Below are 23,232 nucleotides of genomic sequence, written 5' to 3'. Positions count from 1 at the left end.
CAGCATATACCCCTCGGGGGTACCCGACGGCGTTGACGCGACCGCGCCCGGTCCCGCGTGGCGACCGGGCGCGGCCGTTCGGATCAGCCGGCCGAGGAGGTCTTGACCAGCGTGCGGATCTGCCGGAGCAGGACCGAGAGCGCCGCCAGGTCGGCCGGCGACTCCTCCACGCTGCCCATCGCGTTGCCCGCCCGGGCCATCGAGGCCGCGTTCACCTGCTCCCACTCGGCCACCCGCTCCTCGGGCGCCGCCTCCGAAGAGGTCGACTGGAGCACCTCGGCAGTCAGGCCCGCCAGCGCCGCGTACAGGTCGTAGCGCAGCGCCATGCGGGCCAGGGTCTGCCAGCGGTCGCCGCGCGGCAGCCGGGAGATGTGCGAGAGCAGCACGTCGATCTGGAAGCGTTCCGAGATCACGAAGTAGACCTTCGCCACCTCGGTCGCGTCGTGGCCGGTCGCGGCCGCCGTCTCCAGGATGTCGAGCAGGCCGAAGCCGTACACGACCCGGCCGACGGAACCGGCCAGCTCCTGCGGGATGCCGCGTTCCGCGAGCGTGGCCACGTGCTCCTCGAGCGACCTGCGCTCCGCGCCGATGACGACGGTCGGAAGCTGCACCAGCAGCGCGCTCACGCCGGGGCGCAGCCGGGCGATCTCGCCGGCCACGTCTATCGGCGAGCGGCGGTTGCTGACCAGCCAGCGCACCGCCCGGTCCAGCAGCCGCCGGGTCTCCAGGAAGACGAGCGTCTGCGCCGACGTCGGCGCCTCGTTGTCCAGATTCTCGGCGGCCTCCCACACCTCGGGCAGGCCGTAGACGTCACGGACGACCACGTAGGCGCGGATCACGTCGGCCGCGGACGCGCCGCTCTCCTCCATCGCGCGGAAGACGAACGACGTGCCGCCGCGGTTGACCACCTCGTTGACCAGCGACGTCGAGATGATCTCGCGGCGCAGCCGGTGACCGGCCATCCGTGCCCCGAACCGCTCCCGCAGCGGGGTCGGGAAGTACCGGGCGAGGACGACGTTCGTCCACTCCTCGTCGACAAGCACGTCGGCGAGGGCCTGGCGTTCCAGCGAGATCTTCACGTACGCCAGCAGCACCGCGAATTCCGGCGCCGTCAGCCCCTCGCCGACCTCGTAGCGGGCGGCCAGCTCCTTGTCGGACGGCAGCGCCTCGAGCTCCCGGATGAGCTGCCCCGACTGCTCGAGGGTGGTCAGCATCCGGCGGTGCACCGGCAGCAGCGAATGCGCCTGCGACCGGGCGTTGCCGAGCGCCGTCGCCTGCTCGTAGTTGTCGCGCAGCACCAGCGCCGCGACCTCGTCGGTCATCGCCGCCAGCAGCTCGTCGCGGGCCGGCACCGTCAGCTCGCCGTCGGTCACCGCCCCGCCGAGCAGGATCTTGATGTTGACCTCGTGGTCGGAGCAGTCCACGCCGGCGGTGTTGTCGATGAAGTCGGTGAAGATGCGGCCGCCGTGTCCGGCACCGCTCTCGTCCTGCGGGCCGCCGGTGCGGGCGTACTCGATCCGGCCGCGCTGGGTCAGGCCCAGGTTGCCGCCCTCGCCGACCACCTTGGCCCGGACCTGTGCCCCGTTGACCCGGATCGCGTCGTTGGCCTTGTCGCCCACGTCGGCGTGCGTCTCCGCGGTCGCCTTCACGTAGGTGCCGATGCCGCCGTTCCAGAGCAGGTCGACGCGTGCGGCCAGGATGGCCCGCATCAGGTCCACCGGGCTGACGGCCTTGGCGTCGCCGAGGTCGAGCGCGGCGCGGACCTGGGGCGTCACCGGAATCGACTTCGCGGAGCGCGGGAAGACCCCGCCGCCCTCGCTGATCAGCGAGGCGTCGTAGTCCGCCCACGACGAACGCGGCAGCTCGAAGAGCCGGCGGCGCTCCGCGAACGACGCCGCGGCGTCCGGGTCCGGGTCCAGGAAGATGTGCCGGTGGTCGAACGCGGCCACCAGCCGGATGTGCTCGCTGAGCAGCATCCCGTTGCCGAAGACGTCGCCGGACATGTCGCCGACGCCGACCACGGTGAAGTCCTGCGACTGGGTGTCGGTGCCCAGGTCCCGGAAGTGCTTCTTGACCGACTCCCACGCACCGCGGGCCGTGATGCCCATCTTCTTGTGGTCGTAGCCGGCCGAGCCGCCGGAGGCGAAGGCGTCGCCCAGCCAGAAGTCCTTGCTCACCGAGATCTCGTTGGCGATGTCCGAGAACGTCGCCGTGCCCTTGTCCGCCGCCACCACCAGGTAGGGGTCGTCGCCGTCGTGCCGGACCACGTCGACCGGCGGCACGATCTTGCCACTGTGGATGTTGTCGGTGACGTCGAGCAGGGCGCCGATGAAGAGCCGGTAGCACGCGACGGCCTCGTCGCGATCGCCCGGCTTCTGCTTGAGCACGAAGCCGCCCTTGGCGCCGACCGGCACGATCACCGCGTTCTTCACCATCTGCGCCTTGACCAGACCGAGCACCTCGGTGCGGAAGTCCTCGCGCCGGTCGGACCAGCGGAGGCCGCCCCGGGCCACGGCGCCGAAGCGCAGGTGCACGCCCTCGAACCGTGGCGAGTAGACGAAGATCTCGTACTTCGGCCGGGGTGCCGGCAGGTCCGGGATGGCCTGCGGGTCCAGCTTGAACGCCACGTACGACTTGGGACGCGAGTCGGCGCCGCGCTGGAAGAAGCTGGTGCGCAGGGTTGCCTGGATCATCGTCAGGAAGGACCGCAGGATCCGGTCCTGGTCCAGGCTCTCGACGCCGTCGAGCAGCGTGGTGATCTCCGCGGCCAGGTCGGCGCCGCGGCGCGCCCGCTCCTCCTCGACCATCTCCAGCCCGGGCGAGAAGCGGACCTCGAAGAGCCGCACCAGCAGGCGGGCGATCTCCGGATAGGCGATGAACGTCGACTCGACGTAGCGCTGGGAGAAGACGTTGCCGGTCTGGCGCTGGTACTTCGCGTACGCCCGGAGCACGACGACCTGACGCCAGGTCAGCCCGGCGCGCAGCACCAGCTCGTTGAAGCCGTCGACCTCCTCCTCGCCACGCCAGGCGGCCGCGAAGGCGTTCTCCACCTGCGGGCGCACCTCGGACAGCTCGTGGTGCGAGGAGGGCGGCAGCAGGCCGAAGTCGTAGAGGTAGACGGTGCCGTCGGGGCGGCGGACCTCGTAGGGCCGCTCGTCGACCACCTCGACGCCGAGCGAGTGCAGCACCGGCAGCACCGCCGAGAGCAGCATCGGCTCGCCGTAGCGGAAGACCTTGAACCGCACGTCGGCGTCGTCGGGCTCGGCACAGCCCTCCCGGTTGACGTGCCGCTTGCGGTACAGGTGCATCTCGAGCTGGCCGGGCTCCTCCAGCAGCTCCAGCTTGGCGATGTCCTGCACCGCCTCGTAAGGCGTGTGTCCGTCCTTGTAGCTGTCGGGGAACGCCGGCGCGTAGCGCACGAACAGGTCCTTGGCCGGCTCCTCGCCCAGCTTGCGCTCCAGCACCAGGGAGAAGTCGTCGTCCCACATCCGGGTCGCGTCGGCGAGCAGCTCGGCCAGCGAGTTGGGGTCGACGACGCCCGGCGGATCGGCCGGGTCCGTGCGCACGATGAAGTGCACGCGGGCGAGCATCCGCTCGGTCACCCGGGTCGTGTAGTCGACGCCGACGCCGTTCAGCTCCCGGAGCAGGATCTCCTGCATGCTCTGCCGGTTGGCGGTGGTGAACCGGTCGCGGGGCAGGTAGATCAGGCACGAGATGAAGCGGCCGTAGCCGTCGCGGCGCAGGAACAGCCGCAGCTGGCGGCGGCCGGCCATGCGCAGCACGCCGACGACCGCCTCGTACAGATCGTCGGTCTTGATCTGGAAGAGCTCGTCGCGCGGATAGGTCTCGAGGATCTGGAGCAGGTCCTTGCCCGAGTGCCCGCGCGGCGACAACCCCGAGCGGTCCAGCACCTCCGCGACTTTGCGGCGCACCACCGGCAGCTCACGGACGCTGGTGCGGTAGGCCGAGCTCGAGAACAGGCCGAGGAAGCGGCGCTCGCCGATGACCTCGCCGGACTCGTGGAAGACCTTGACACCGATGTAGTCCAGGTACGCCGACCGGTGCACGGTGGCCCGCGAGTTGGCCTTGGTGATCACCAGCAGGCGCTTCTCCAGCGCGCGCTGGTGCGCCTCGGGCGCCATCGAGGAGAGCTTGCGCGGGGGGCTGCCCTCGCCGCGCAGGATGCCGAGGCCGCTGCCCGGCACGGCCGTCAGCACGTCGCCGACCAGCTGGTACTCCCGATAGCCGAGGAAGGTGAAGTGGTCGTGCGCGAGCCACTTGAGCAGCTCGATCGAGTCCGTGACGTCCTTGTCCGGCACCGGGAGCTTGCGATCGGAGCCGCGCGCGGCGGCCAGCTCGTCGGCGATGACGACCGCACGCTGCCGCATCCGCGGCCAGTCGTCGACGGCGTCGCGGACGTCGGTCAGCACCCGGCGCAGCTCCTGGTGCAGCTGCTCGCGGGCCTCGGCCTTGCGCACCGGGTCGATCTCGACCCGGATCCAGCTCTCCACGAGGTCGCCGTCGATCGCGTCGTCGGGCTCGACGTCGGCCTCGACCTGGGTCAGCTCTCCGGCCTTGGTGCGGCGGACCACGATCAGCGGGTGCACGAGCAGGTGCACCCCGAGCTGGTGCGCGGTGAGCAGGGCGGTGACCGAGTCGACAAGGAACGGCATGTCGTCGGTGACGATCGACAGCACGGTGTGCGGCTGCGCCTCGTCCGGTGCGCTGATGTCGAGCCGCAGCTCGCCGGGGAGGCGGGTGGCGGCCAGCTCCCGGTGCGCGAGCGCGGCGGCGAACATCCCCTCGGGGGTGTCGCCGACCAGCTCCTCGTCCGGCGCGAAGCGCCAGTACCTGCCGACCAGCGACGCGGTGCCGTGGTCCTCACCCGCCAGCGCGACCGCCTGCGCCACCAGGCGCTCGGCATTGGGTAGCGGCTCGTCGAGCTCGTTGTCGGATGTGCCCAGCCGGCCCGTCAGGGCGGGCCCGGGACTGGGCCCGAAGTCGAGTTCCGGATCGGATTCGATCGCTGCCTCGTCGGCGACAGCCATGGCCCAGCGCTCCCCTCACCCACGACACTGTGGGTTCGACGTCTCGGCCATCAGCCTAGAGCGTGCCTCCGACGGCGCGGGCACACCCGGGGTGCGGGATAAAGATCCGACACCGAATTTGCGTCATCTCGCCCACCTTGGGGCAACATCGCGGCCCTGGTCCGGTTACCGTTCCGTAGGTTTTTCGTATTCGCGCCCGAGGAAGGTGACATAATGCGCCGCACCGGATTTTCCGGACGGGGTTCGGCCGCGCTGGCCGCCCTGTTGCTGCTGGTCGGCGGCGTCACCGCCTGCTCGAGCTCGGACGGACCCGCACAGACGCTCGACGACTTCCTCCGGGGCTGGCGCGACGACGATCTGAGCAAGGTGGGATTCGTCACTGCGGACGGCTCCAAGATCTCCGCGAACGACGTCTTCACCCAGTTGGAGGGGCTCTCCGGCGACCTGAAGAAGTCGTCACTGCTGCTCACCGCCCTGGGCAAGCCCAAGGAGACCGGCGAGATCGCCTCCAGCCCGGTGAAGGTGGACTGGACGCTGCCCGGCGGCACGTCCTGGTCGTACCAGAGCACCGTCCGGCTCACCAAGCGCGACAGCGACGGCTGGCGCGTGGTGTGGGAGCCGTCGATCGTGCACAGCGAGCTGACCGCCGGTGACGCGCTCGAGCTGCGCCACAAGAGCGCCGACCGGGCCGACATCCTCGGCGCCGACGGCACGCCGATCGTCACCGAGCGCGACGTCGTCATCGTCGGCGTGACCCCGCTGCGGATCACCGACCAGGCCGCCCTCCTGAAGGACCTCGGCAAGATCCTCAAGTCCGTCGACGTCGACGTCGACGCCAAGGCGGTGCGGGAGCGGATCAAGAATGCCACCGACGAGGGCGCCTTCATCGACATCGTCACCCTCCGGCGCACCGACTACAACAAGATCCGGGATCGGGTACGCGCGCTGGAGGGCACCGTCTTCCAGGAGGCGAAGCGCGAGCTCGCGCCCACCCGGCAGTTCGCGCGGGCACTGCTCGGCACTGTCGACACCGCGACCCGCGAGGACCTGGACAACAACCCGGACGTGCTGCGCGAGGGCGACCAGGTCGGCCACGGCGGGATGCAGCAGCGCTACGACGCCCGGCTGCGCGGCATCGCCGGCCAGTCCGTGGTGATCGCCCGGCGGACGCCCGACGACCAGATCGAGGACTCGCAGCTGTTCAGCACCGAGCCGGTCGCCGGCGAGCCGGTGAAGACGACGCTTGACGTCGCGACGCAGAACGCGGCCGACCGGGCGGTCGCGGGCGAGAAGCAGCCCAGCGCGCTGGTGGCGGTCCGGATCAGCGACTCCAGCGTGCTCGCGGTCGCGAACGGCCCGGACGGCGGCGGCGTGGACACCGCGATGAGCGGCCGGGTCCCGCCCGGCTCGACGTTCAAGATGGTCTCGACGCTGGGCCTGCTCGACAAGAAGGCGGTCACCCCCGACACCACCGTGGCCTGCCCGAAGACCAAGACCGTCGACGGCCGCGAGTTCAAGAACTCGCACGGCATGGTCCTCGGTTCGGTCCCGTTCCACACCGACTTCGCGAAGTCCTGCAACACCGCCTTCGTCAACCTCGCGCCCAAGCTGGGCGCGGACGGCCTGCGGGACGCGGCGGCCAAGCTCGGCCTCGGCGCGAAGTGGGACCTCGGCACGGAGGCGTTCAGCGGCGAAATCTCCCCGGCCGGCAGCCCGACGGAGCTGGCGGCGGCAACGTTCGGCCAGGGCGCGACGGCGGTCAGCCCGCTGGCGATGGCCGGCGCGACCGCGGCGGTCGCCCGCGGCCAGTTCAAGCAGCCGGCGCTGGTCCTCGAGCCGGCGCCGCCCGGCCGCGTGGCGGACGGCCCGCAGCTCGCCGAGACGTCGATCCGGCCGTTGCAGGCGATGATGCGCGAGGTGGTCACCAAGGGCACCGGCACGGGCCTGTCCCGCGTGCCGGGCAAGCCGGTGTCGGGCAAGACCGGCACCGCCGAGTTCAAGGACGGCGAGGAGGAGACCCACGCCTGGTTCGTGGGCTGGCAGGGCGACATCGCGTTCGCGGTGATGGTGCAGAAGGGCGGGGCGGGCGCTGAGGCGGCGGTCCCGATCGCCGAGCGCTTCCTGACCGCGCTGAACCCCTAGAGGTCGGCGGGCTGCTCGGGGACTACCTCGAAGGCCGGGCGCTGGGCCGGGAGGGTGAAGTCCTCGGCCGCGCGCGGGCGCAGCATGCCGGGCATGGTCGCCGGCAGCGGCTTGGAGTCCAGCCGGGGCGCGAGCCCCAGCGGCCGGGTCTCCGCGTGCGTCACGGAGTCGTCATACCCGGGGTCCGGGTCCACGGCGAGGTCTTCGGTCACGACCGGCCCGAGATCGTCGACCGGATCACCGTCGTCCACGGCGGGCGCGACGAACGGATCGACATCGACCACGTCGGCGTCGGCGGCCGCCTCGATGTGCGGATCGTCCGCACTGTCGAGATCGGCGGGCGGGTCCCCGGCGTCCGGGGCGTCGGGCTCCACGTCCGCGACGGGCTCCACGTCCGCGACGGGCTCCACGTCCGCGACGGGCTCCGCGGCCTCCTCGAGGGGCTCCGCGGCCTCCTCGACGGCCTCCGGGACGTCCTCAACCACCACGGCGGCCGCGGCGGGCGCGAGCCTGCCGGGCCGGTTGGCCGCGGCGGGTGCGAGCCGGCCGGGGCCGGCCAGGTCCCGGCGCGCCTCCACCAGGTCCGGCCGGGCGTCGACCGCGTGCGCCGCCTTCAGCCCGGCCACGAGCGTCGTCGTGATCTCCTCCGCGTACTTGCCGTCGGGGTCGTAGTCCGGGTCGAAGACCGTGATCTCCACGCCCAGGCAGTGCGGCGACTCGACCAGGCCGGACAGCAGCAGCTCCAGCTCCGGGAACGCGATCCCGCCCGGCTCCGGCGCGTCCACCGCCGGCATCACCGCCGGGTCCAGCACGTCGACGTCCACGTGCACCCAGTAGCCCGCGCAGTCCACCAGCTGGTCCCGGGCCCACTGCGCGCTGCGCGCCGCGCCCTCCGCCCGCAGCGCCGGCACCGGACGGGTCACGATGCCCGCCGCCTGTAGGTCCAGCCGGTACTCGTCCTGGGCGCGGATGCCCATCACCACCACGTCGATGTCGCGGTAGTAGGGCCGCCGGCCCTCGATCGCCGCGAGGTCCGTCTGGCCGCGGCCGGTCACCAGGGCCAGGTCCTCGCCGGCCGCGGCGCCCACGTAGGACGCGTTGCCCGGGTGCCGGAAGTCCGAGTGACCGTCCACGAAGACCAGGCCGATCCGGCCGCCGACCGCCTCGCCGAGCCGGTGCATCGCCAGCGCCGAGCCGAGCACGATCGAGCAGTCGCCGCCCAGGATCACCGGGAACTCGCCCTGGTCGAGGATCGCGCCGATGCGGTCGGCGAGCCGGCGCGAATAGGTGGAGATCTCCTGCGCGTGGCAGACCCCGTCGCCGGGCCGCCAGTCCCCCGCGTCGTATCGCGGCGGGGTCAGGCAGCCGGCGTCCCGGGCGTTCAGGCGGCGCAGCAGGCCGTGGTCGCGCAGGGCTCCGGGCGCCTTGGCACAGCCCGGGACCGCCGTCGCCGTCGGCGGGCGCAGGCCGAGGTTGGACGGTGCGTCGAGCACGGCGATGCGGCGCATGGAGCCCCCGTACTTGCCTAGAAGAGCGCTCTGGCCAGCGCGCGCCGCGCGCCGGCCACGGCCGGGTCGTCGGGTCCGGCCACGTTGAAGAGTGACAGAAGATGCTTGCGGACGGCATCCCGATCTTCGCCGCTCGAACGCTTCACCGCCGCGACCAGCCGCTCGTAGGCCTCCGCGGCCTGTCCGCTGAGGACCTCGATGTCCGCGGCGAGCCGCTGGGCCGCCAGGTCGTCGGGGTCGGCCGCCGCCTTGGCCAGCGCCTTCTCCGCGTCGACGCCGGCGACCCGGCGGTAGAGCTCGACCTGCGCCAGGCCGGACTCGGCCGCGTGGTCCTGCGGCGACTCGGCCAGGATCTTCCGGTACGCCGCCTCGGCCGCGTCCAGGTCGCCGGTCATGAGCGCGTCGTCGGCGGCGTCGAGCCGGGGGTCCTCGGGCGCGGCCACCTCGACCCCGCCGGCCTTGAGCACCGCGTCGACGTACTGCCGGATCTGCGCCTCGGGCAGCACGCCGGTGAAGCCCTCGACGAGCTGACCGCCGACGACCGCGATCACCATCGGGATGCCCTGCACCCGCAGCGCCTGCGCCAGCCGCGGGTTCGCGTCCACATCGACCTTGCCGAGCACCCAGCTGCCGGCGCCCTCGGCCGCGAGCTTCTCCAGCAACGGGGAGAGCTGCTTGCACGGCTCGCACCACTCGGCCCAGAAGTCCAGGATCACCGGGGTGGTCATGGACAGCTCGAGCACCGTCGCCTGGAAGTTCGCTTCGGTCACATCGATCACCGAGGGCGGCGCGCCACCCGGTGACGGCGCGGGATTCGCCGGCCCCGCCGGTCCGGCGGGGCCCGCCGGCGCGGGCTTGTTCGCGGGACGCAGTGCACCGAGGTCGACCGCGCCGCGGGTGAAGATCGACGGAGTGGTCCGTGGGTCGCTCATGGTTACCTAGTCTCGCACGCTGGCCGGGCTGTCCGCGTCGGCGCCGGGCAGGCGATATCGGACGTCACACCGGGTACCCCGGAGCCCTGTTGAGCCCCGGGGTATCGGCGTGTGTCGCCCTGTGCGCTAGAAGCGGGCCGGCTCCCGGTAGATCCCCCACTCGCCCTTGAGCGCCTCGCAGATCTCGCCGAGGGTCGCCTCCGCGCGGGCGGCGTCGAGCATCGCGGGGATCATGTTCTCCTCGGTACGCGAGACCTCGACGAGCCGCGCCAGCGCTTCACGTACGCGTACGGGATCGCGGCCCTCCTTGCGCGCGACAAGCGCGCGCTTCTGCTCGATCTCGACCTCGTGGGAGACCCGGAGGATCTCCAGGTCCTTGGCGACCGTGCCGGTGTGCACGTTGACGCCGACGATGCGCTTCTCGCCCTTCTCCAGGGCCTGCTGGTAGACGAAGGCCGCCTCGGCGATGTTCCCGGTGAACCAGCCGTCCTCGATGCCGCGCAGGATGCCCGAGGTCAGGCTGCCGTCGTGGCCCAGCTCGCGGATGCGGGCGAAGATCTCCTCGGCCTCCGCCTCGATCCGGTCGGTGAGCGCCTCGAGGTACCAGGAGCCGCCGAGCGGGTCGGCGACGTTCGTCACCCCGGTCTCCTCCATCAGCACCTGCTGGGTGCGCAGCGCGATCTCGGCGGACTCGTCGGTCGGCAGTGCGAGGGTCTCGTCGAGTGCGTTGGTGTGCAGCGAGTTGGTGCCGCCGAGGATCGCGGCGAGCGCCTCGACCGCCGTGCGGACCACGTTGTTGACCGGCTGCTGCGCCGTCAGCGAGACGCCGGCGGTCTGCGTGTGGAACTTGAGCCACAGCGCCTTCTCGCTTGTCGCGCCGTACTCGTCGCGCAGGTGCCGTGCCCAGATCCGGCGCGCGGCGCGGAACTTGGCGATCTCCTCGAAGAAGTCGACGTGCGCGTCGAAGAAGAAGCTCAGGCCGGGCGCGAACGTGTTGACGTCCAGGCCGCGGGACAGGCCCAGCTCGACGTAGCCGAAGCCGTCTGCCAGCGTGTACGCGAGCTCCTGCGCGGCGGTCGCGCCGGCCTCGCGGATGTGGTAGCCCGAGACGCTGAGCGGCTTGTACTTCGGGATCTCGGCGGCGCAGTACTCCATCAGGTCGCCGATCAGGCGCAGGTGCGGCTCGGGCTCGAAGAGCCACTCCTTCTGCGCGATGTACTCCTTGAAGATGTCGGTCTGCAGGGTGCCGTCGAGCTTGCCGATGTCGGCGCCCTGGCGCTCGGCGGCGACCAGGTACATCACGAAGATCGGCACGGCCGGGCCGGAGATCGTCATGCTGGTCGTCGTCCGCTGGAGGTCGATGCCGTCGAACAGCACCTCCATGTCGGCGGCCGAGTCGATCGCCACGCCGCAGTGGCCGACCTCGCCCAGCGACTGCGGCTCGTCGGAGTCGCGGCCCATCAGCGTCGGCATGTCGAACGCGACGCTCAGGCCGCCGCCGCCGGCGGCGAGGATCATCTTGTAGCGCTCGTTCGTCTGCCGCGCGTTGCCGAAGCCCGCGAACTGGCGGATGGTCCAGGTCCGTCCGCGGTACCCGGTGGGATAGAGACCCCGGGTGTACGGGAACTCGCCCGGCCAGCCAATCCGCTCGAAGTCCGCGTAGCTGTCGCCGGCCGCGGGCCCGTACACGGGCTCGACGGGCATACCGGACAACGTGGTGAAGTCTGCGTCCCGCTTGTGCGCGGCGTCGTAGCGCTGCTGCCAGCGCTCCCGGCCGGCGGCGATGTCGGCTGCGTCCATGGCGCCATCGTATGCGCAAAGCTGAACGATCGCTAAGGCCTCTTCGGGCCCCCCTCGTCGAGGTTATGACTTTTTCGGCATGTTCACAGAACGATCTCCAATCGGTAGATCTACATGGGTGGCTACCGCCACGGTCCCCCACCGTTCAGGAGTTCACGTGAAACGACCCCTCGCCGCCGTCGGCTCCGCCCTGCTCATGGGCGGTCTGCTGGCGGGCACCGGTGCGACGTCCGCCGCCGCCGCGCCCGATCCCCTCTCGCCGTCCGCGCACCTCGCCACCATCAAGGCGAGCGACGCGGACGCCTTCGCCGTCAAGGCCACGACGAAGGACAGCGACGGTACGACGCACGTGCGCTATACCCGCACCCACGAGGGGCTCCGAGTCCTCGGCGGCGACTTCGTCATGCACGCCACCGCGGGCGGCGCGTTCCGCCAGGCCTCGGTCGGCCTCGCCGCGCCGCTGACGCTGAGCACCACCCCGAAGCGCGCCGCCTCCACCGCGAGCGCGACGGCCAAGGCGCACTTCACCGGCACGGTCAGCCGGATCGGCACCCCCGAACTGGTCGTCGACGCCACCAGCGGCTCCGGCACGCTGGCGTACGAGACGGTCGTCGAGGGCTTCGGCGAGGACGGGCAGACCCCGTCCCGGCTGCACGTCGTGAGCGACGCGAACACCGGCGCCGTGCTCAGCTCCTGGGACACCGTCGAGACGGCCACCGGCAGCGGCAAGAGCGTCTACTCGGGCACGGTCTCGATCGACACCACCCAGGTGTCGACCACCAGCTTCAGCCTGAAGGACGCGGCGCACGGCAACGGCACCACGTGCGACATGAACAACAAGACCTCGGGCACCTGCACGCTGTTCACCGACGCGGATAACGTCTGGGGCACCGGCGCCACCTCCAGCCGCCAGTCGGCCGCGGTGGACGCGCACTACGGCGCCGCGAAGACGTACGACTACTACAACAGCACGTTCGGCCGCCGGGGCATCTTCAACAACGGCACGGGCGTGCCGTCGCGGGTGCACTACGGCAGCGCCTACGTCAACGCGTTCTGGGACGGCGCGCAGATGACCTACGGCGACGGCAGCGGCAACGCCCGCCCGCTGGTCTCCCTCGACGTGGCCGGCCACGAGATGTCGCACGGCGTCACGGAGCGCACCGCCAACCTGACCTACTCCGGTGAGTCCGGCGGCCTGAACGAGGCCACCTCCGACATCTTCGGCACGATGGTCGAGTTCTACGCCGGCAACAGCAGCGACGCCGGCGACTACCTGATCGGCGAGAAGATCAACATCAGCGGCAACGGCAAGCCGCTGCGCTACATGTACAACCCGACGCTGGACGGCAGCGGCCACGGCTGCTGGTCGACCACCACGAAGAGCGTCGACGTGCACTACTCCTCCGGCGTCGGCAACCACTTCTTCTTCAACCTCGCCGAGGGCACCGGCGCCACCGCGTACGGCACCTCGCCGGTGTGTGGCTCGGCCGCCGCGGTGACCGGCATCGGGCGCACCAAGGCCGCGGCGATCTGGTACCGCGCGCTGAGCACCTACTTCACCTCGAGCACCAACTACAAGTCGGCCCGCGGCTACACCCTCTCGGCCGCGACCGACCTCTACGGCAAGTGCGGCACGGAGTACAAGGCCGTGCAGAAGGCCTGGACCGCGGTCAACGTGGCCGGAACCGACGCGGCCTGCTGAACCTGGCCCGTCTGATCGACCCGATGCCCGGTGGTGCCACGAGCACCGCCGGGCATCCGCATATCAAGAACTCCAGACATTCGATCCGTAGAGGGTGGCAACGGTGTGGTTCGAGGCTGAATGCCCTGTTGCCGCTCGGGAACGGCAGTGGATCGACGACAGGATGTCCTGGTTCGTCGACCAGTTCGGAGCGGCCTGGCTGGAGTCGCCCGTGGTGTCACTCACGGACGAGTTCTTCCCCGGCGCCTATGACGGCACCGAACAGGACATCCGCCGTGTCGTGGTCAACGTCTGCGGCTACATGGACGTCGCGCCGGAGCACATCCGCGTGGGGTTCGCCGCCGGCGGAGCCGGCGCGCGGCCGGTGATCACGCTCGGCGGGTCGATCTACCGGAATCCGCTGCTGCTGGTCGCCACTATCGCACGCGCGCTGGCGTACGAGCGGCTCGTCGGTGAGAAGCGGATGACCGCCGACCAGGTCGACGAGGAGCCCGCGGACGACCTGTTGACGGTCTTCCTGGGGCTGGGTGTCATCACCGCGAACGCGGCGCCGGCGTTCTCGCACGCCACCGCCGACGAGGCCGGCCTCCGCGCGACTCGCCTGGGCCGCCTCACCCCGCCGATGTACGGCTATGCGCTGGCCCGCTACGCGATCATGCGCGGCGAGCGCCGTCCGCGCTGGGTGCGATCCGTCGACGCCGGCCCGCGCGCGTACCTCAAGACGAGCCTGCGCTACTTGCGACGGTCCTCTTGAGGTGCGCGGTGCGCCGGGTCGTGCGAACTACTTGATGCCGTTTTCCCTGCACATCGGCGCGAAGCGGCCCGAGCAGACGGCCTTCTTCTCGACGAAGCCGTCCTTGATGACCACGTTGATGTTGTCCTTGAAGATGGCCTGCGGGTCCTCGAGGAACGACTGCACGTAGGCGCCGGACTCGGGGTCCTTCACCCGGTCGTCGCCGCCGACCTGCTCGCCCTTGTAGAGCTTGATGGCCAGGTCCGCGGCGGCGTCGGCTTCCTTCTTGATGGCCTTGTAGACCGTCATGCACTGGTCGCCGGCGAGGATGTTCTGCAGGCCCTGAACGGTCGCGTCCTGGCCGGTGACCGGGACCTGACCGTTCATCTTGCTCTTCTTCAGGACCTCGATCGTGGCGTTGGCCAGGCCGTCGTTGGCCGCCAGGACGCCGTTGATCTTTTTGTTGGTCTGGTCCCACATCTCCTGGAAGACGACGCCGGCCTCGTCGTTGTCCCAGTCGGCGACCGACTGGTCCGGTCCCTTGAGGAACGTGCCGCTGTCGTACTTCGGCTGGAGGACCTCGTCGTAGCCGACCTTGAACAGGGTCGCGTTGTTGTCGGTCGGCGACCCGTTCAGGTCGGCGATCATCGGGTTCCTGAGACCCTTCTCGCCCAGGCAGCGCACCAGGCCGTTGCCCTGAAGCCGGCCGACGGCCTCGTTGTCGAAGCTGACGTAGAAGTCCGCGCCGCCGTTGAGTGTGAGCCGGTCGTAGTCGATCGTCTTGACGCCGGCGGCCTTCGCCTTGTCCAGCACGGCCTTGCCGGTGCCCGAGTCCAGGTTGACGATCATCAGGACCTTGACCCCGTCGGCGATCATGCCGTCGGCGATCTGCGCGAACTTCTGCTTGTCGCCCTGCGCGTTCTGGATGTCGACGGGGACGTCCGCCTTGTCGAAGGCAGCCTTCAGCAGCTTCGGGTCGTCGGTGCCCCAGCGCTGGGAGGTGGTGGTGTCGGGGAGGATCACGCCGACCTTGCCGCCGCCGCCACCGCCGCGGGTGCCGCCACTGTCGTTGGAGGCGCCGGAGTTGCCATCGTTGGTGCAGGCGGCTGTGCCACCGAGCGCGATCAGGCCGACCGCAACCAGAGCGAACATCTTGGAACGCATCGCGACTTTCCTCCCGGGCAGAGGGCGGCAAGGTTACCAGTCATCCGCGCTGCGTAACCCATTGATCGTCAATGAAACTGAATGGATACGCATCGCTACCCAAGGTCACTGCCGGCGATCCGCTTTAGTCACACACATCGCTATATCAACACTGTGGGGCGTTTGTCCGGATGATCGAAAGCGGCGGCGCAGGGACCCTCAGCCGACCCGGTACTCGTGAATCCAGGCCTGCGGGTCGCCCTTGCGGTAGAGCAGCCGCATGACCATCGGGGTCAGCGCGTCGCGGAACAGCGCACCGACCGGTCCGACGGTCTTGGTGCTGCCGCTGCGCCGCCCGTACGCGACGACCTTCTCCACCCGCTCCCGCCGCAGCCCCTCGTACTCGGCCAGCGCGCCCGCGATGTCGTCGCGCGCCGCCAGGCAGCGGCCGAGCGTGACCGCGTCCTCGATGGCCATCGAGGCGCCCTGCCCGGAGGAGGGCGAGACCGCGTGCGCGGCGTCGCCGATCAGCACGGTCCGCCCGTCGCGCCAGACCGGCACCCGCGGCAGGTCCCAGGTGTTCCACGGGCCGACGATCTCGTCGCTGGCCCGGATCAGCGCGGCGGCCGGCACCCCGTCGCCGGCGACCAGCTCGAGCAGATGGTCCCGCCAGGACGCCGGGCTCCACTCGCCCGGCTCGGCCGGGTGCTTGCGCGCCGGGTTGGCGAACCACCACACCGAGCCGTCGGGCGCGGTCGCCCAGCCGAAGAACGCCCGCCGCCCGAACGCCATCTGCATGACGCCGCGCTCCGGCGCGATCGCCGGATCCACCGGCCCGGACGTGAAGCCGCCGGCGTTGAGCAGGCCCAGGTAGCGCGGCGCGGGCGCGCCCGGGTCCAGCGCCGCGCGGGTACGCGAGTGCAGGCCGTCCGCGCCGACCAGCAGGTCGGCGTCGACCTCCGTGCCGTCCTCGAAGTGCGCGGTGACACCGCCGGGCCGCACGGTGCGGCCGGCGAGGCGCTTGCCGTACGCGATCGGGATGCCCCGGCGCTCGGCCTCCGCCCGCAGCGCCAGGTAGAGGTCGGCGCGCCGGATGGTGGTGGTCGTGGTGCCGTCCGGCAGCGGGCCGCCCAGCGGCAGCTCGGCCAGGTGCCGCCCGGCGGCGTTGCGCAACGCCATGGCCGGCGTCGCGAATCCGGCGGCGAACAGGCGCTCCGGGTCGAGGCCGAGCGCGCGCAGGGCGTTCAGGCCGTTGACGGCGACGGTGAGGAACGCGCCGCGCTCGTCGGCGCCGCGCTCGTGTGCCTCGTGGATGAGCGGGGCGAACCCGGCGCGGTGCAGTGCGATGGCGGCGACGGTGCCGGCGATGCCACCGCCGGCGACGACAACGTTTTTAGTCATACAATGACTATGCATGCCATGACTATGGTCCGGCAACCCTGAGAACACCCCTAGGCTGTGGACCATGACGTCTGCGGAGCCGCGCCGGTCCACGCTGGCGATGATGCTGCTGGCCCTGCTGGCCGAGGCGCCGATGCACCCGTACCGGATGCAGCAGATGATCAAGGAGCGCGGCCAGGACCAGCTCGTCAACGTCGCCCAGCGCAACAGCGTCTACCAGGCGCTGGACCGGCTGGTCCGGGACGGCCTGGCCCGGCCCGGCGGCACCACGCGCGAGCCCGGTCGCCCCGAGCGAACGGTCTACGAGATCACTCCCGCGGGCAGCGCGACGCTGCGCCGGTGGCTAACCGACATGCTGCCGACGCCGGCCCGGGAGTTCCCGGAGTTCCCGGCCGCGCTGGCGTTCCTGCCGATCCTGGACCCGGCCGAGGTACGCGCGCTGCTGGAGCGGCGCATCGCCGCGCTACGGGAGAAGGTCGCGCAGATACAGGGGCAGGCGCCGCCCGGGCTGCCCCGGCTCTTCCTCATCGAGGACGAGTACCGCGCCGCGATGCTCGGCGCCGAGCTCACCTGGCTGGGCGCGCTGGTGGACGACCTGGCCTCGGGCCGGCTGACCTGGGACGAGAACCTGATCAACCAGACGCTCGCCGAGTTCAGCTAGCGATCGCGGTAGGCGCGGCGGCGGTGCTCGGGGGGTGTGCCGGAGACGACGCGGTCGCGGCCGGCGCCCTTGGCGGCGTAGAGGTTGCGGTCGGCGGTGGCCAGCGTCGCGGACAGGCTGCGCGGCGATGTCTCGCCGACGGCGGCGACGCCGATGCTGATCGTGACGGGCAGCTCGCCGGTCACGTCCCGCCAGCCGTACCCGCTGATGGTCCGCCGGATCTCGTCGAGATGCCCGGCGGCCGCGGCGAGCCGGGTGGCCGGCAGCACGAGCAGGAACTCCTCGCCGCCGAGACGGGCCGCGAAACCCTCCGGTGCGGCGCGGGCCAGGCCGGTCCTCAGCAGCTCGGCGATCCGGATCAGCACCTGGTCGCCGGTGTCGTGCGACAACGTGTCGTTGATCCGCTTGAAGTGATCGAGGTCGGCGATCGCCAGGGCGAGGTCCGGATCCCCGGCGATCAGGGCGGGTAGTTCCTCGTCGACGTAGCGGCGGTTGCGCAGCCCGGTCAGCGGGTCGAGGCGGGCCTGCTCCCGGAACCGTTCGGCGTCCTGGCGTGCCTCGGCGGTCTCGAACATGGCCTGCCGGGTCTGCGCCTGCGACTGCCGTTCCCTGACCCGCAGGCTCTCGGCGGCGGCGAAGGCCACCTTCTGCTCGGCGAACGCCGCCGCGTACTCGCCGCGGGCGGCGTACAGCTCGGCCTGCTCCTGGTGCAGCCGGGCCAGCACCGTGTGCAGCTCCCGCTCGGCGCAGAGCGACCGGGAGCGGTCCAGGCCGGCCTGCGCCTGTTCCAGCTCGCCCAGCCCGCGCAGGGCCCGGGCCAGGGTCAGCTGGTACTCGGCCATGTCGTCGGCGTTGTCGCTCTCCCCGGCGGCGCAGCGCTGGATGCACAGCCGCATGGTCCGCTCGGCCTCGGCGTACAGCCCGTTCTCGATCTGGATCGCGCCGATGGTGTCCAGGTAGGCGGGGCCGAGGTCGACGCCGTGCGCGGCCGCGTGCTCGAGGAGCCGGTTGGCCACCTGCTCGGAGCGGGCGAACTCCCCGGCGAGGAACTCGCCGTACGCCCAGTTGTTGAGGGCCACCGGGAGCATCTCCCAGTAACCCAGCTCCCGGGCCAGCTGCTCGGCCTGGCGGAAGCGGGGCCGGGCGGCGTCGATGGTGCTGCTGCGGGAGAGCGCCTCGGCCAGCCGAAGGCGGTAGGACACCTGCATGTACGGGGTGTCGGTCTCGTCCAGCAGCTCGACCGCGCTCAGCGCCTGCTCCAGCCGCTTGTCCGCGTCACCGGCCAGCAGGGAGGCGTTCGCGCAGGCGTGGTAGACGCGGGCCAGCAGCCGGCGGTCGCCGTAGCGGGTGGCCCACTCGAGCAGGGCGTAGATCTGCCGGGTGGCCGTGGCGACGTCGCCGGAGCGCAGCCGCAGGCTCGCCGCGCAGAGCCGGGCCCGGGCGAGCAGGAGCTCGTCGCCCAGCGGCCCGGCCAGCCGCTCGATCTCGACCGCGGCGGCGAGGTTGCCATCGACGTCGGTCACGACCTGGTCCTCGATCGCCAGGAGCGCGTTCGACAGCTCCCCGGCGCCCATGACGCTGTAGTCCACCTCTACCGCCTCCCGGTCGTCACCGTTCCGATCGACTTCCCGGGGGTGGGAATGAAGTCATTCGGCGGCGACGCGGGTGTGACCTCCTACAGGCCCCGGATCAGGTCGTCGGCGGCGGCGTACGGGTCCAGCTCACCGGCGGCCACCCGGGCGGCGAGGTCGCTCAGCGCCGTACCCTCGCGCAGGGAGCCCAGCCGGGCACGCAGCGTGCCGAGCGCGATGGCCTCGACCTCCGCGGCGGCCCGCGCCTCGCGCCGGTCCCGGAGCCGGTCGGACGACTCCAGCCAGGCGCGGTGCTTGCCGATCGCGTCGACGACGTCGTCGACGCCCTCGCCCTTGACCGCGACGGCCCGCACGACCTGCGGCCGCCAGTCGCCCGGGCCGCGCTCGCCGAGCGAGAGCATCCCCTGGATGTCGCGGTAGGTGGCGTCGGCGCCGGGCCGGTCGGCCTTGTTGACCACGAAGACGTCGGCGATCTCCAGGATGCCGGCCTTGACCGCCTGGATCGCGTCGCCCATCCCGGGCGCGAGCAGCACCAGCGTGGTGTCGGCCAGGGACGCGATCTCGACCTCGGCCTGGCCGACGCCGACGGTCTCGACGAGCACCACGTCGCAGCCCGCGCCCTCCAGCACCCGCACGGCCTGCGGGGTCGCGGCGGCCAGGCCGCCGAGGTGGCCCCGGCTGGACATCGAGCGGATGTAGACGCCCGGGTCGGTGGTGTGGTCCTGCATCCGGATCCGGTCGCCGAGGATCGCGCCGCCGGTGAACGGGCTTGACGGGTCGACGGCCAGCACGCCGACCCGCACGCCCGCCTTGCGCAGCGCGCGGACCAGCTCGTTCGTGGTCGTGGACTTGCCGACGCCGGGCGAGCCGGTCAGGCCGACGACCTGTGCCCGGCCCGAGTACGGCGCCAGCGCCGCGGCGACCTCCGGCAGCTTGGGGTCGCCGTTCTCGACGAGGCTGATCAGGCGCGCGACGGAACGGGGGTCGCCCTCACGCGCCCGGCTCACCAGCGTCGGTACGTCCCGGCCGGGACGCGGGGAGGTGTTCACCCCCGCATCCTGCCCCATGATCAAGCGGTGGGCACCTTGATGAGAAGAGCGTCGCCCTGGCCCCCGCCGCCGCAGAGCGCGGCCGCGCCGAGCCCGCCGCCGCGCCGCTTGAGCTCCAGCGCGAGCGTCAGCACCAGCCGGGCGCCGGACATGCCGATCGGGTGGCCGAGCGCGATCGCGCCGCCGTTGACGTTGACGATCTCCTCGCTCACCTTCAGCTCGCGCATCGAGTGCAGCACGACCTGGGCGAAGGCCTCGTTCATCTCGATCAGGTCGAGGTCGCCGACCGAGAGGCCGGCCTTGCCGAGCGCGTGCTTGATCGCGTTGGCCGGCTGCGCCTGGAGCGAGCTGTCCGGGCCGGCGACGTTGCCGTGCGCGCCGATCTCGGCCAGCCAGGTGAGCCCGAGCTCCTCGGCCTTGGCCCGGCTCATCACCACGACCGCGGCGGCGCCGTCGGAGATCGGCGAGGAGCTGGCGGCCGTGATGGTGCCGTCCTTGGCGAACGCGGGACGCAGCGCGCCGAGCGACTCGGCGGTCGCGTCGGGCCGCACGCCCTCGTCGGTGTCGATGGTGACGTCCGCGCCGCGCTGGCCGGTCGGTACCGCGACGATCTCCTCGGCGAAGTGGCCGTTGACCTGCGCGGCGGCCGCCCGCCGGTGGCTCAGCGCGGCGAAGGCGTCCTGCTCCTCGCGGGTGATGCCGAGGTCGGCGCCGCTGCGCTCGGTGGACTCGCCCATCGAGACGCCGTCCCACGGGTCCGTCAGGCCGTCGTACGCGGTGTGGTCGCGGACCAGGATGTCGCCGTACTTCTTGCCCTGGCGCTGGCCCATCATCAGGTGCGGCGCGTTGGTCATCGACTCCATGCCGCCGGCCACGATGATGTCGAACTCGCCCGCGCGGATCAGCTGGTCGGCCAGCGCGATGGCGTCAAGGCCGGAGAGGCAGACCTTGTTGACGGTCAGCGCCGGCGTCGTCATCGGGATGCCCGCCGCCACCGCGGCCTGCCGGGCGGTGATCTGGCCGGTGCCGGCCTGGAGCACCTGCCCCATGATCACGTACTGCACCAGGCCGGGTGCGACCCCGCCGCGCTCCAGCGCGGCGGCGATCGCGTGACCGCCGAGGGCGGTGGCCGGCACGTTCTTGAGGTTGCCGAGGAGGCGGCCCATGGGCGTACGGGCGCCGCTGACGATCACCGAGCTGGTCACGGGTGGCTTCGCTTTCCGGTTGCGGCGGCCGCGGCCGGGACACCCGGGGCGCGGCACCTGAACGATGGTTAGGGTCAGCCTAGCCCGGCGCCGTACCGTTACCCATCGGGGATCGCCGCGAGAATGTCACACTCTCCGACATGGAATCACTTCGCGACCTTGACTCCCTGCCGGAGGTCGGGCTGCTCCGCGTCGACCACGTCGGCATCGCGGTCCCGGACCTGGACGAGGCCATCGCGTTCTACGCGCAGATCTTCGGCATGCGCTGCGTGCACGAGGAGACGAACCAGGAGCAGGGCGTGCGCGAGGCGATGCTCGCCGCCGGCGACGACGGCACCGGCGCGCGGATCCAGCTTCTCGCGCCGCTGCGGCCCGACTCGGCGATCGCGAAGTTCCTCGACCGCAGCGGGCCCGGGCTTCAACAATTGGCATACACCGTTGCCGACGTCGAGGCGGCCGGCGCCGCGCTGCGCGCCCGGGGGCTCCGGCTCCTCTACGACGAGCCGAAGCGCGGCACGGCCGGCTCGCGGATCAACTTCGTGCACCCGAAGGACGCCGGCGGCGTACTCGTGGAGCTGGTCCAGCCCGCCTGATTCGTCAGCCTTGCGGGTGAAACGTCCTGACGCCAGCCCCGGGGCCTGGCAGGATCGTCACCATCGAGGAGCGCCGACCGGCGGCCCCGTGCGACGAACCTCCGATTTCGGGCAGCACAGCAGGTAGCGGCGCGACAACGCTCTGCGGGCAAGCCCGGCGCGGTGCCCACCGAACGGCCGACACCGGCCCTCGGTGGCCATGCCGAAGGTGATCTTAGGCCGGAATACCAGGCCCGTACGCTCTTGCGTGGCCCCCTGGGGGGTCTGCCAGTATGTCCCAATGCCCCAGCAGCAGGATGCCAATCTCGCGTTTTTCGAGACCGCAAATTCGCAGCACGACTTCACCGTCGTCCTGCGTGGATACGACCGCCACCAGGTGGATGGTCACCTCGGCCGGCTCGTCGCCGCCCTGAACCAGTCCGAGCAGGCCCGCGGTGAGGCCGAGCAGCGGATGAACGACGCGCAGCGCCGGCTGCGCCAGGCGGAGCAGCGCCTCAACGCCCTCGAGCAGAAGCTGGCCGACAGCACCAAGCTCCTCGAGGAGAACAACCGGCCGACCCTCTCCGGGCTGGGCACCCGGGTCGAGCAGATCCTCCGGCTGGCCGAGGAACAGGCAAACGACCACCGCAACGAGGCCAAGCGGGAGTCCGAGGGCATCCTCTCCGCGGCCCGGCTCGAGGCGCGCGAGATCACCGACAAGGCCCGCGCCGAGGCCGCCGCCATGAAGGCGACCGCCGAGCGTGAGGCGGGGCAGGTCCGCACGCAGGCCGAGCGCGAGTCCGCGGAGAACCGGGTGCAGGCCCGCCGCGAGGCCGACACGCTGCGCTCCGACGCCGACCGCGAGACCAAGCAGCTGCGCACGGTCACCGCGCACGAGGTCGCCGAGCTCAAGTCGACCGTGGAGCGTGAGGTCGCCTCGCTGCGCGCCACCGCCGAGCGGGAGATCACCCAGCTGCGCGCGAAGGCGGCCCGCGAGGCCGAGGAGAAGCGCGCCGAGGCCACCAAGATGCTGACCGACGCCCGCGACAAGCGCGACAAGGACCTCCAGGCCCTCGCGCTGGAGACCGCGGAGCGCCGGGAGAAGAGCGAGCGCGAGGAGTCACAGCGGCACGCCGCCCAGGTCAACGCCACCCAGAAGATGGTGGCCGAGGCCGAGCAGCGCGCCCGCGCCGCCGAGGAGCGCGCCAAGGAGATCGGCCAGCGCGCCGAGACCCGCCGCGTCGAGGCCGAGCGCAACGCCGTCGAGACGGTCGAGAAGGCCCGCGCCCTCGCGGAGAAGACGGTCACCGAGGCCCGCGCCGAGGCCGGCCGCATGCTCAGCTCGGCCCGCACGGAGGCCGAGCTCACCACGCAGGCCGCCAAGCGCGAGGTCGAGGACCTGACCCGCCAGAAGGACGCCGTCACCAACCAGCTGGGCCAGATGCTCTCCGGCCTCTCCGGCCTGGTGCCGACGCCCGGAGCCGCGGCGCAGGCGGCCGAGGTCATCAAGCAGGCGGAGGCCAAGACCGAGACCCCGCCGCAGCGGGCACCCGAGGCCGCCAAGACCGAGGCAGCCGCCAAGACGAGCTGAGTCGTTTGCCACTCGGTCCCCGGTTGCGCCACCCTTTGGCGTGCGCAACGGTTGATATGACCGGGCCGGTTGTGCGAAGGCGTTTGCGGGCCGCACCGGAGCTCCCTCCGGTGCGGTCCGTTCGTTTTTCATACGTAGCCTGAGCACCTGAAC

General features: G+C 71.6%; 14 protein-coding genes and 1 pseudogene. 6 read left to right on the top strand and 9 right to left on the bottom strand.

The features are described from left to right. Positions 1-83: 83 nt before the first annotated feature. Positions 84-5,048, bottom strand: coding sequence for an NAD-glutamate dehydrogenase (locus BJ971_RS03885; RefSeq protein WP_184989878.1), 4,965 nt, complete (start codon positions 5,046-5,048; stop codon positions 84-86). A 213-nt stretch (positions 5,049-5,261) separates the two neighbouring features. On the opposite strand from BJ971_RS03885, the gene BJ971_RS03880 reads away from it, so the two are divergent. Beyond that, entirely contained in the window at positions 5,262-7,190 is a 1,929-nt protein-coding gene (locus BJ971_RS03880; protein ID WP_184989876.1) for a penicillin-binding transpeptidase domain-containing protein, read from the top strand. A gap of 610 nt (positions 7,191-7,800) precedes the next feature. Here the strand turns inward: BJ971_RS03880 and BJ971_RS41950 are convergent. The 3 genes and pseudogenes from BJ971_RS41950 to icmA form a co-directional block, all read right to left on the bottom strand. Continuing rightward, positions 7,801-8,698: pseudogene (locus BJ971_RS41950) on the bottom strand (arginase family protein); the annotation flags it as partial. A 17-nt stretch (positions 8,699-8,715) separates the two neighbouring features. Beyond that, positions 8,716-9,630 (bottom strand): tetratricopeptide repeat protein, encoded by a 915-nt coding sequence (locus tag BJ971_RS03870; RefSeq protein WP_184989872.1) that lies wholly within the window; start codon positions 9,628-9,630, stop codon positions 8,716-8,718. A gap of 126 nt (positions 9,631-9,756) precedes the next feature. Further along, positions 9,757-11,430 carry a coenzyme B12-dependent isobutyryl-CoA mutase large subunit gene (gene icmA, locus BJ971_RS03865; protein WP_184989870.1) on the bottom strand — a complete coding sequence of 558 codons (1,674 nt, stop codon included), beginning with the start codon at positions 11,428-11,430 and terminating at the stop codon, positions 9,757-9,759. Between the two features lie 157 nt (positions 11,431-11,587). Between icmA and BJ971_RS03860 the strand changes: the two genes are divergently transcribed. Together BJ971_RS03860 and BJ971_RS03855 are read left to right on the top strand one after the other, a co-directional pair. Then, positions 11,588-13,132 (top strand): M4 family metallopeptidase, encoded by a 1,545-nt coding sequence (locus BJ971_RS03860; protein ID WP_184989868.1) that lies wholly within the window; start codon positions 11,588-11,590, stop codon positions 13,130-13,132. A gap of 163 nt (positions 13,133-13,295) precedes the next feature. Next, positions 13,296-13,886 carry a hypothetical protein gene (locus tag BJ971_RS03855; protein WP_184989866.1) on the top strand — a complete coding sequence of 197 codons (591 nt, stop codon included), beginning with the start codon at positions 13,296-13,298 and terminating at the stop codon, positions 13,884-13,886. Between the two features lie 27 nt (positions 13,887-13,913). Here BJ971_RS03855 and BJ971_RS03850 read toward each other — a convergent pair whose 3' ends face one another. Then, entirely contained in the window at positions 13,914-15,029 is a 1,116-nt protein-coding gene (locus BJ971_RS03850; RefSeq protein WP_184989864.1) for a sugar ABC transporter substrate-binding protein, read from the bottom strand. A gap of 198 nt (positions 15,030-15,227) precedes the next feature. Further along, positions 15,228-16,409 carry an FAD-dependent oxidoreductase gene (locus BJ971_RS03845; protein WP_184989862.1) on the bottom strand — a complete coding sequence of 394 codons (1,182 nt, stop codon included), beginning with the start codon at positions 16,407-16,409 and terminating at the stop codon, positions 15,228-15,230. A 64-nt stretch (positions 16,410-16,473) separates the two neighbouring features. Between BJ971_RS03845 and BJ971_RS03840 the strand changes: the two genes are divergently transcribed. Continuing rightward, positions 16,474-17,070, top strand: a complete 597-nt coding sequence (locus tag BJ971_RS03840; protein WP_203709364.1) for a PadR family transcriptional regulator — start codon at positions 16,474-16,476, stop codon at positions 17,068-17,070. Here BJ971_RS03840 and BJ971_RS03835 read toward each other — a convergent pair. The 3 genes from BJ971_RS03835 to BJ971_RS03825 form a co-directional block, all read right to left on the bottom strand. Beyond that, on the bottom strand, positions 17,067-18,659 hold the full coding sequence (locus BJ971_RS03835) for a GGDEF domain-containing protein (RefSeq protein ID WP_239087504.1): 1,593 nt from the start codon (positions 18,657-18,659) through the stop codon (positions 17,067-17,069). The two genes, BJ971_RS03840 and BJ971_RS03835, sit on opposite strands and share 4 nt — an antisense overlap. Before the next feature lie 86 nt (positions 18,660-18,745). Then, the gene (gene meaB / locus BJ971_RS03830) at positions 18,746-19,729 is read right to left on the bottom strand and encodes a methylmalonyl Co-A mutase-associated GTPase MeaB (protein WP_184989860.1); all 984 of its coding nucleotides are present in this window, start codon (positions 19,727-19,729) and stop codon (positions 18,746-18,748) included. Positions 19,730-19,731: 2 nt separating this feature from the next. Further along, a complete protein-coding gene (locus BJ971_RS03825; RefSeq protein ID WP_184989858.1) occupies positions 19,732-20,916 on the bottom strand; it encodes an acetyl-CoA C-acetyltransferase in 1,185 nt (394 codons plus the stop codon). A 140-nt stretch (positions 20,917-21,056) separates the two neighbouring features. Between BJ971_RS03825 and mce the strand changes: the two genes are divergently transcribed. After that, on the top strand, positions 21,057-21,509 hold the full coding sequence (mce, locus tag BJ971_RS03820; RefSeq protein WP_184989856.1) for a methylmalonyl-CoA epimerase: 453 nt from the start codon (positions 21,057-21,059) through the stop codon (positions 21,507-21,509). Positions 21,510-21,789: 280 nt separating this feature from the next. Beyond that, positions 21,790-23,079, top strand: coding sequence for a DivIVA domain-containing protein (locus BJ971_RS03815; protein ID WP_184989854.1), 1,290 nt, complete (start codon positions 21,790-21,792; stop codon positions 23,077-23,079). The last annotated feature ends 153 nt before the right edge of the window (positions 23,080-23,232 follow it).

Origin of the sequence: Amorphoplanes digitatis, from assembly GCF_014205335.1 — a bacterium.
In the GTDB taxonomy this organism is placed as follows: Bacteria; Actinomycetota; Actinomycetes; order Mycobacteriales; family Micromonosporaceae; genus Actinoplanes; species Actinoplanes digitatus.
Note: the sequence above shows the minus strand (reverse complement) of the source record. Positions and strands in the feature narration are given on the sequence as shown.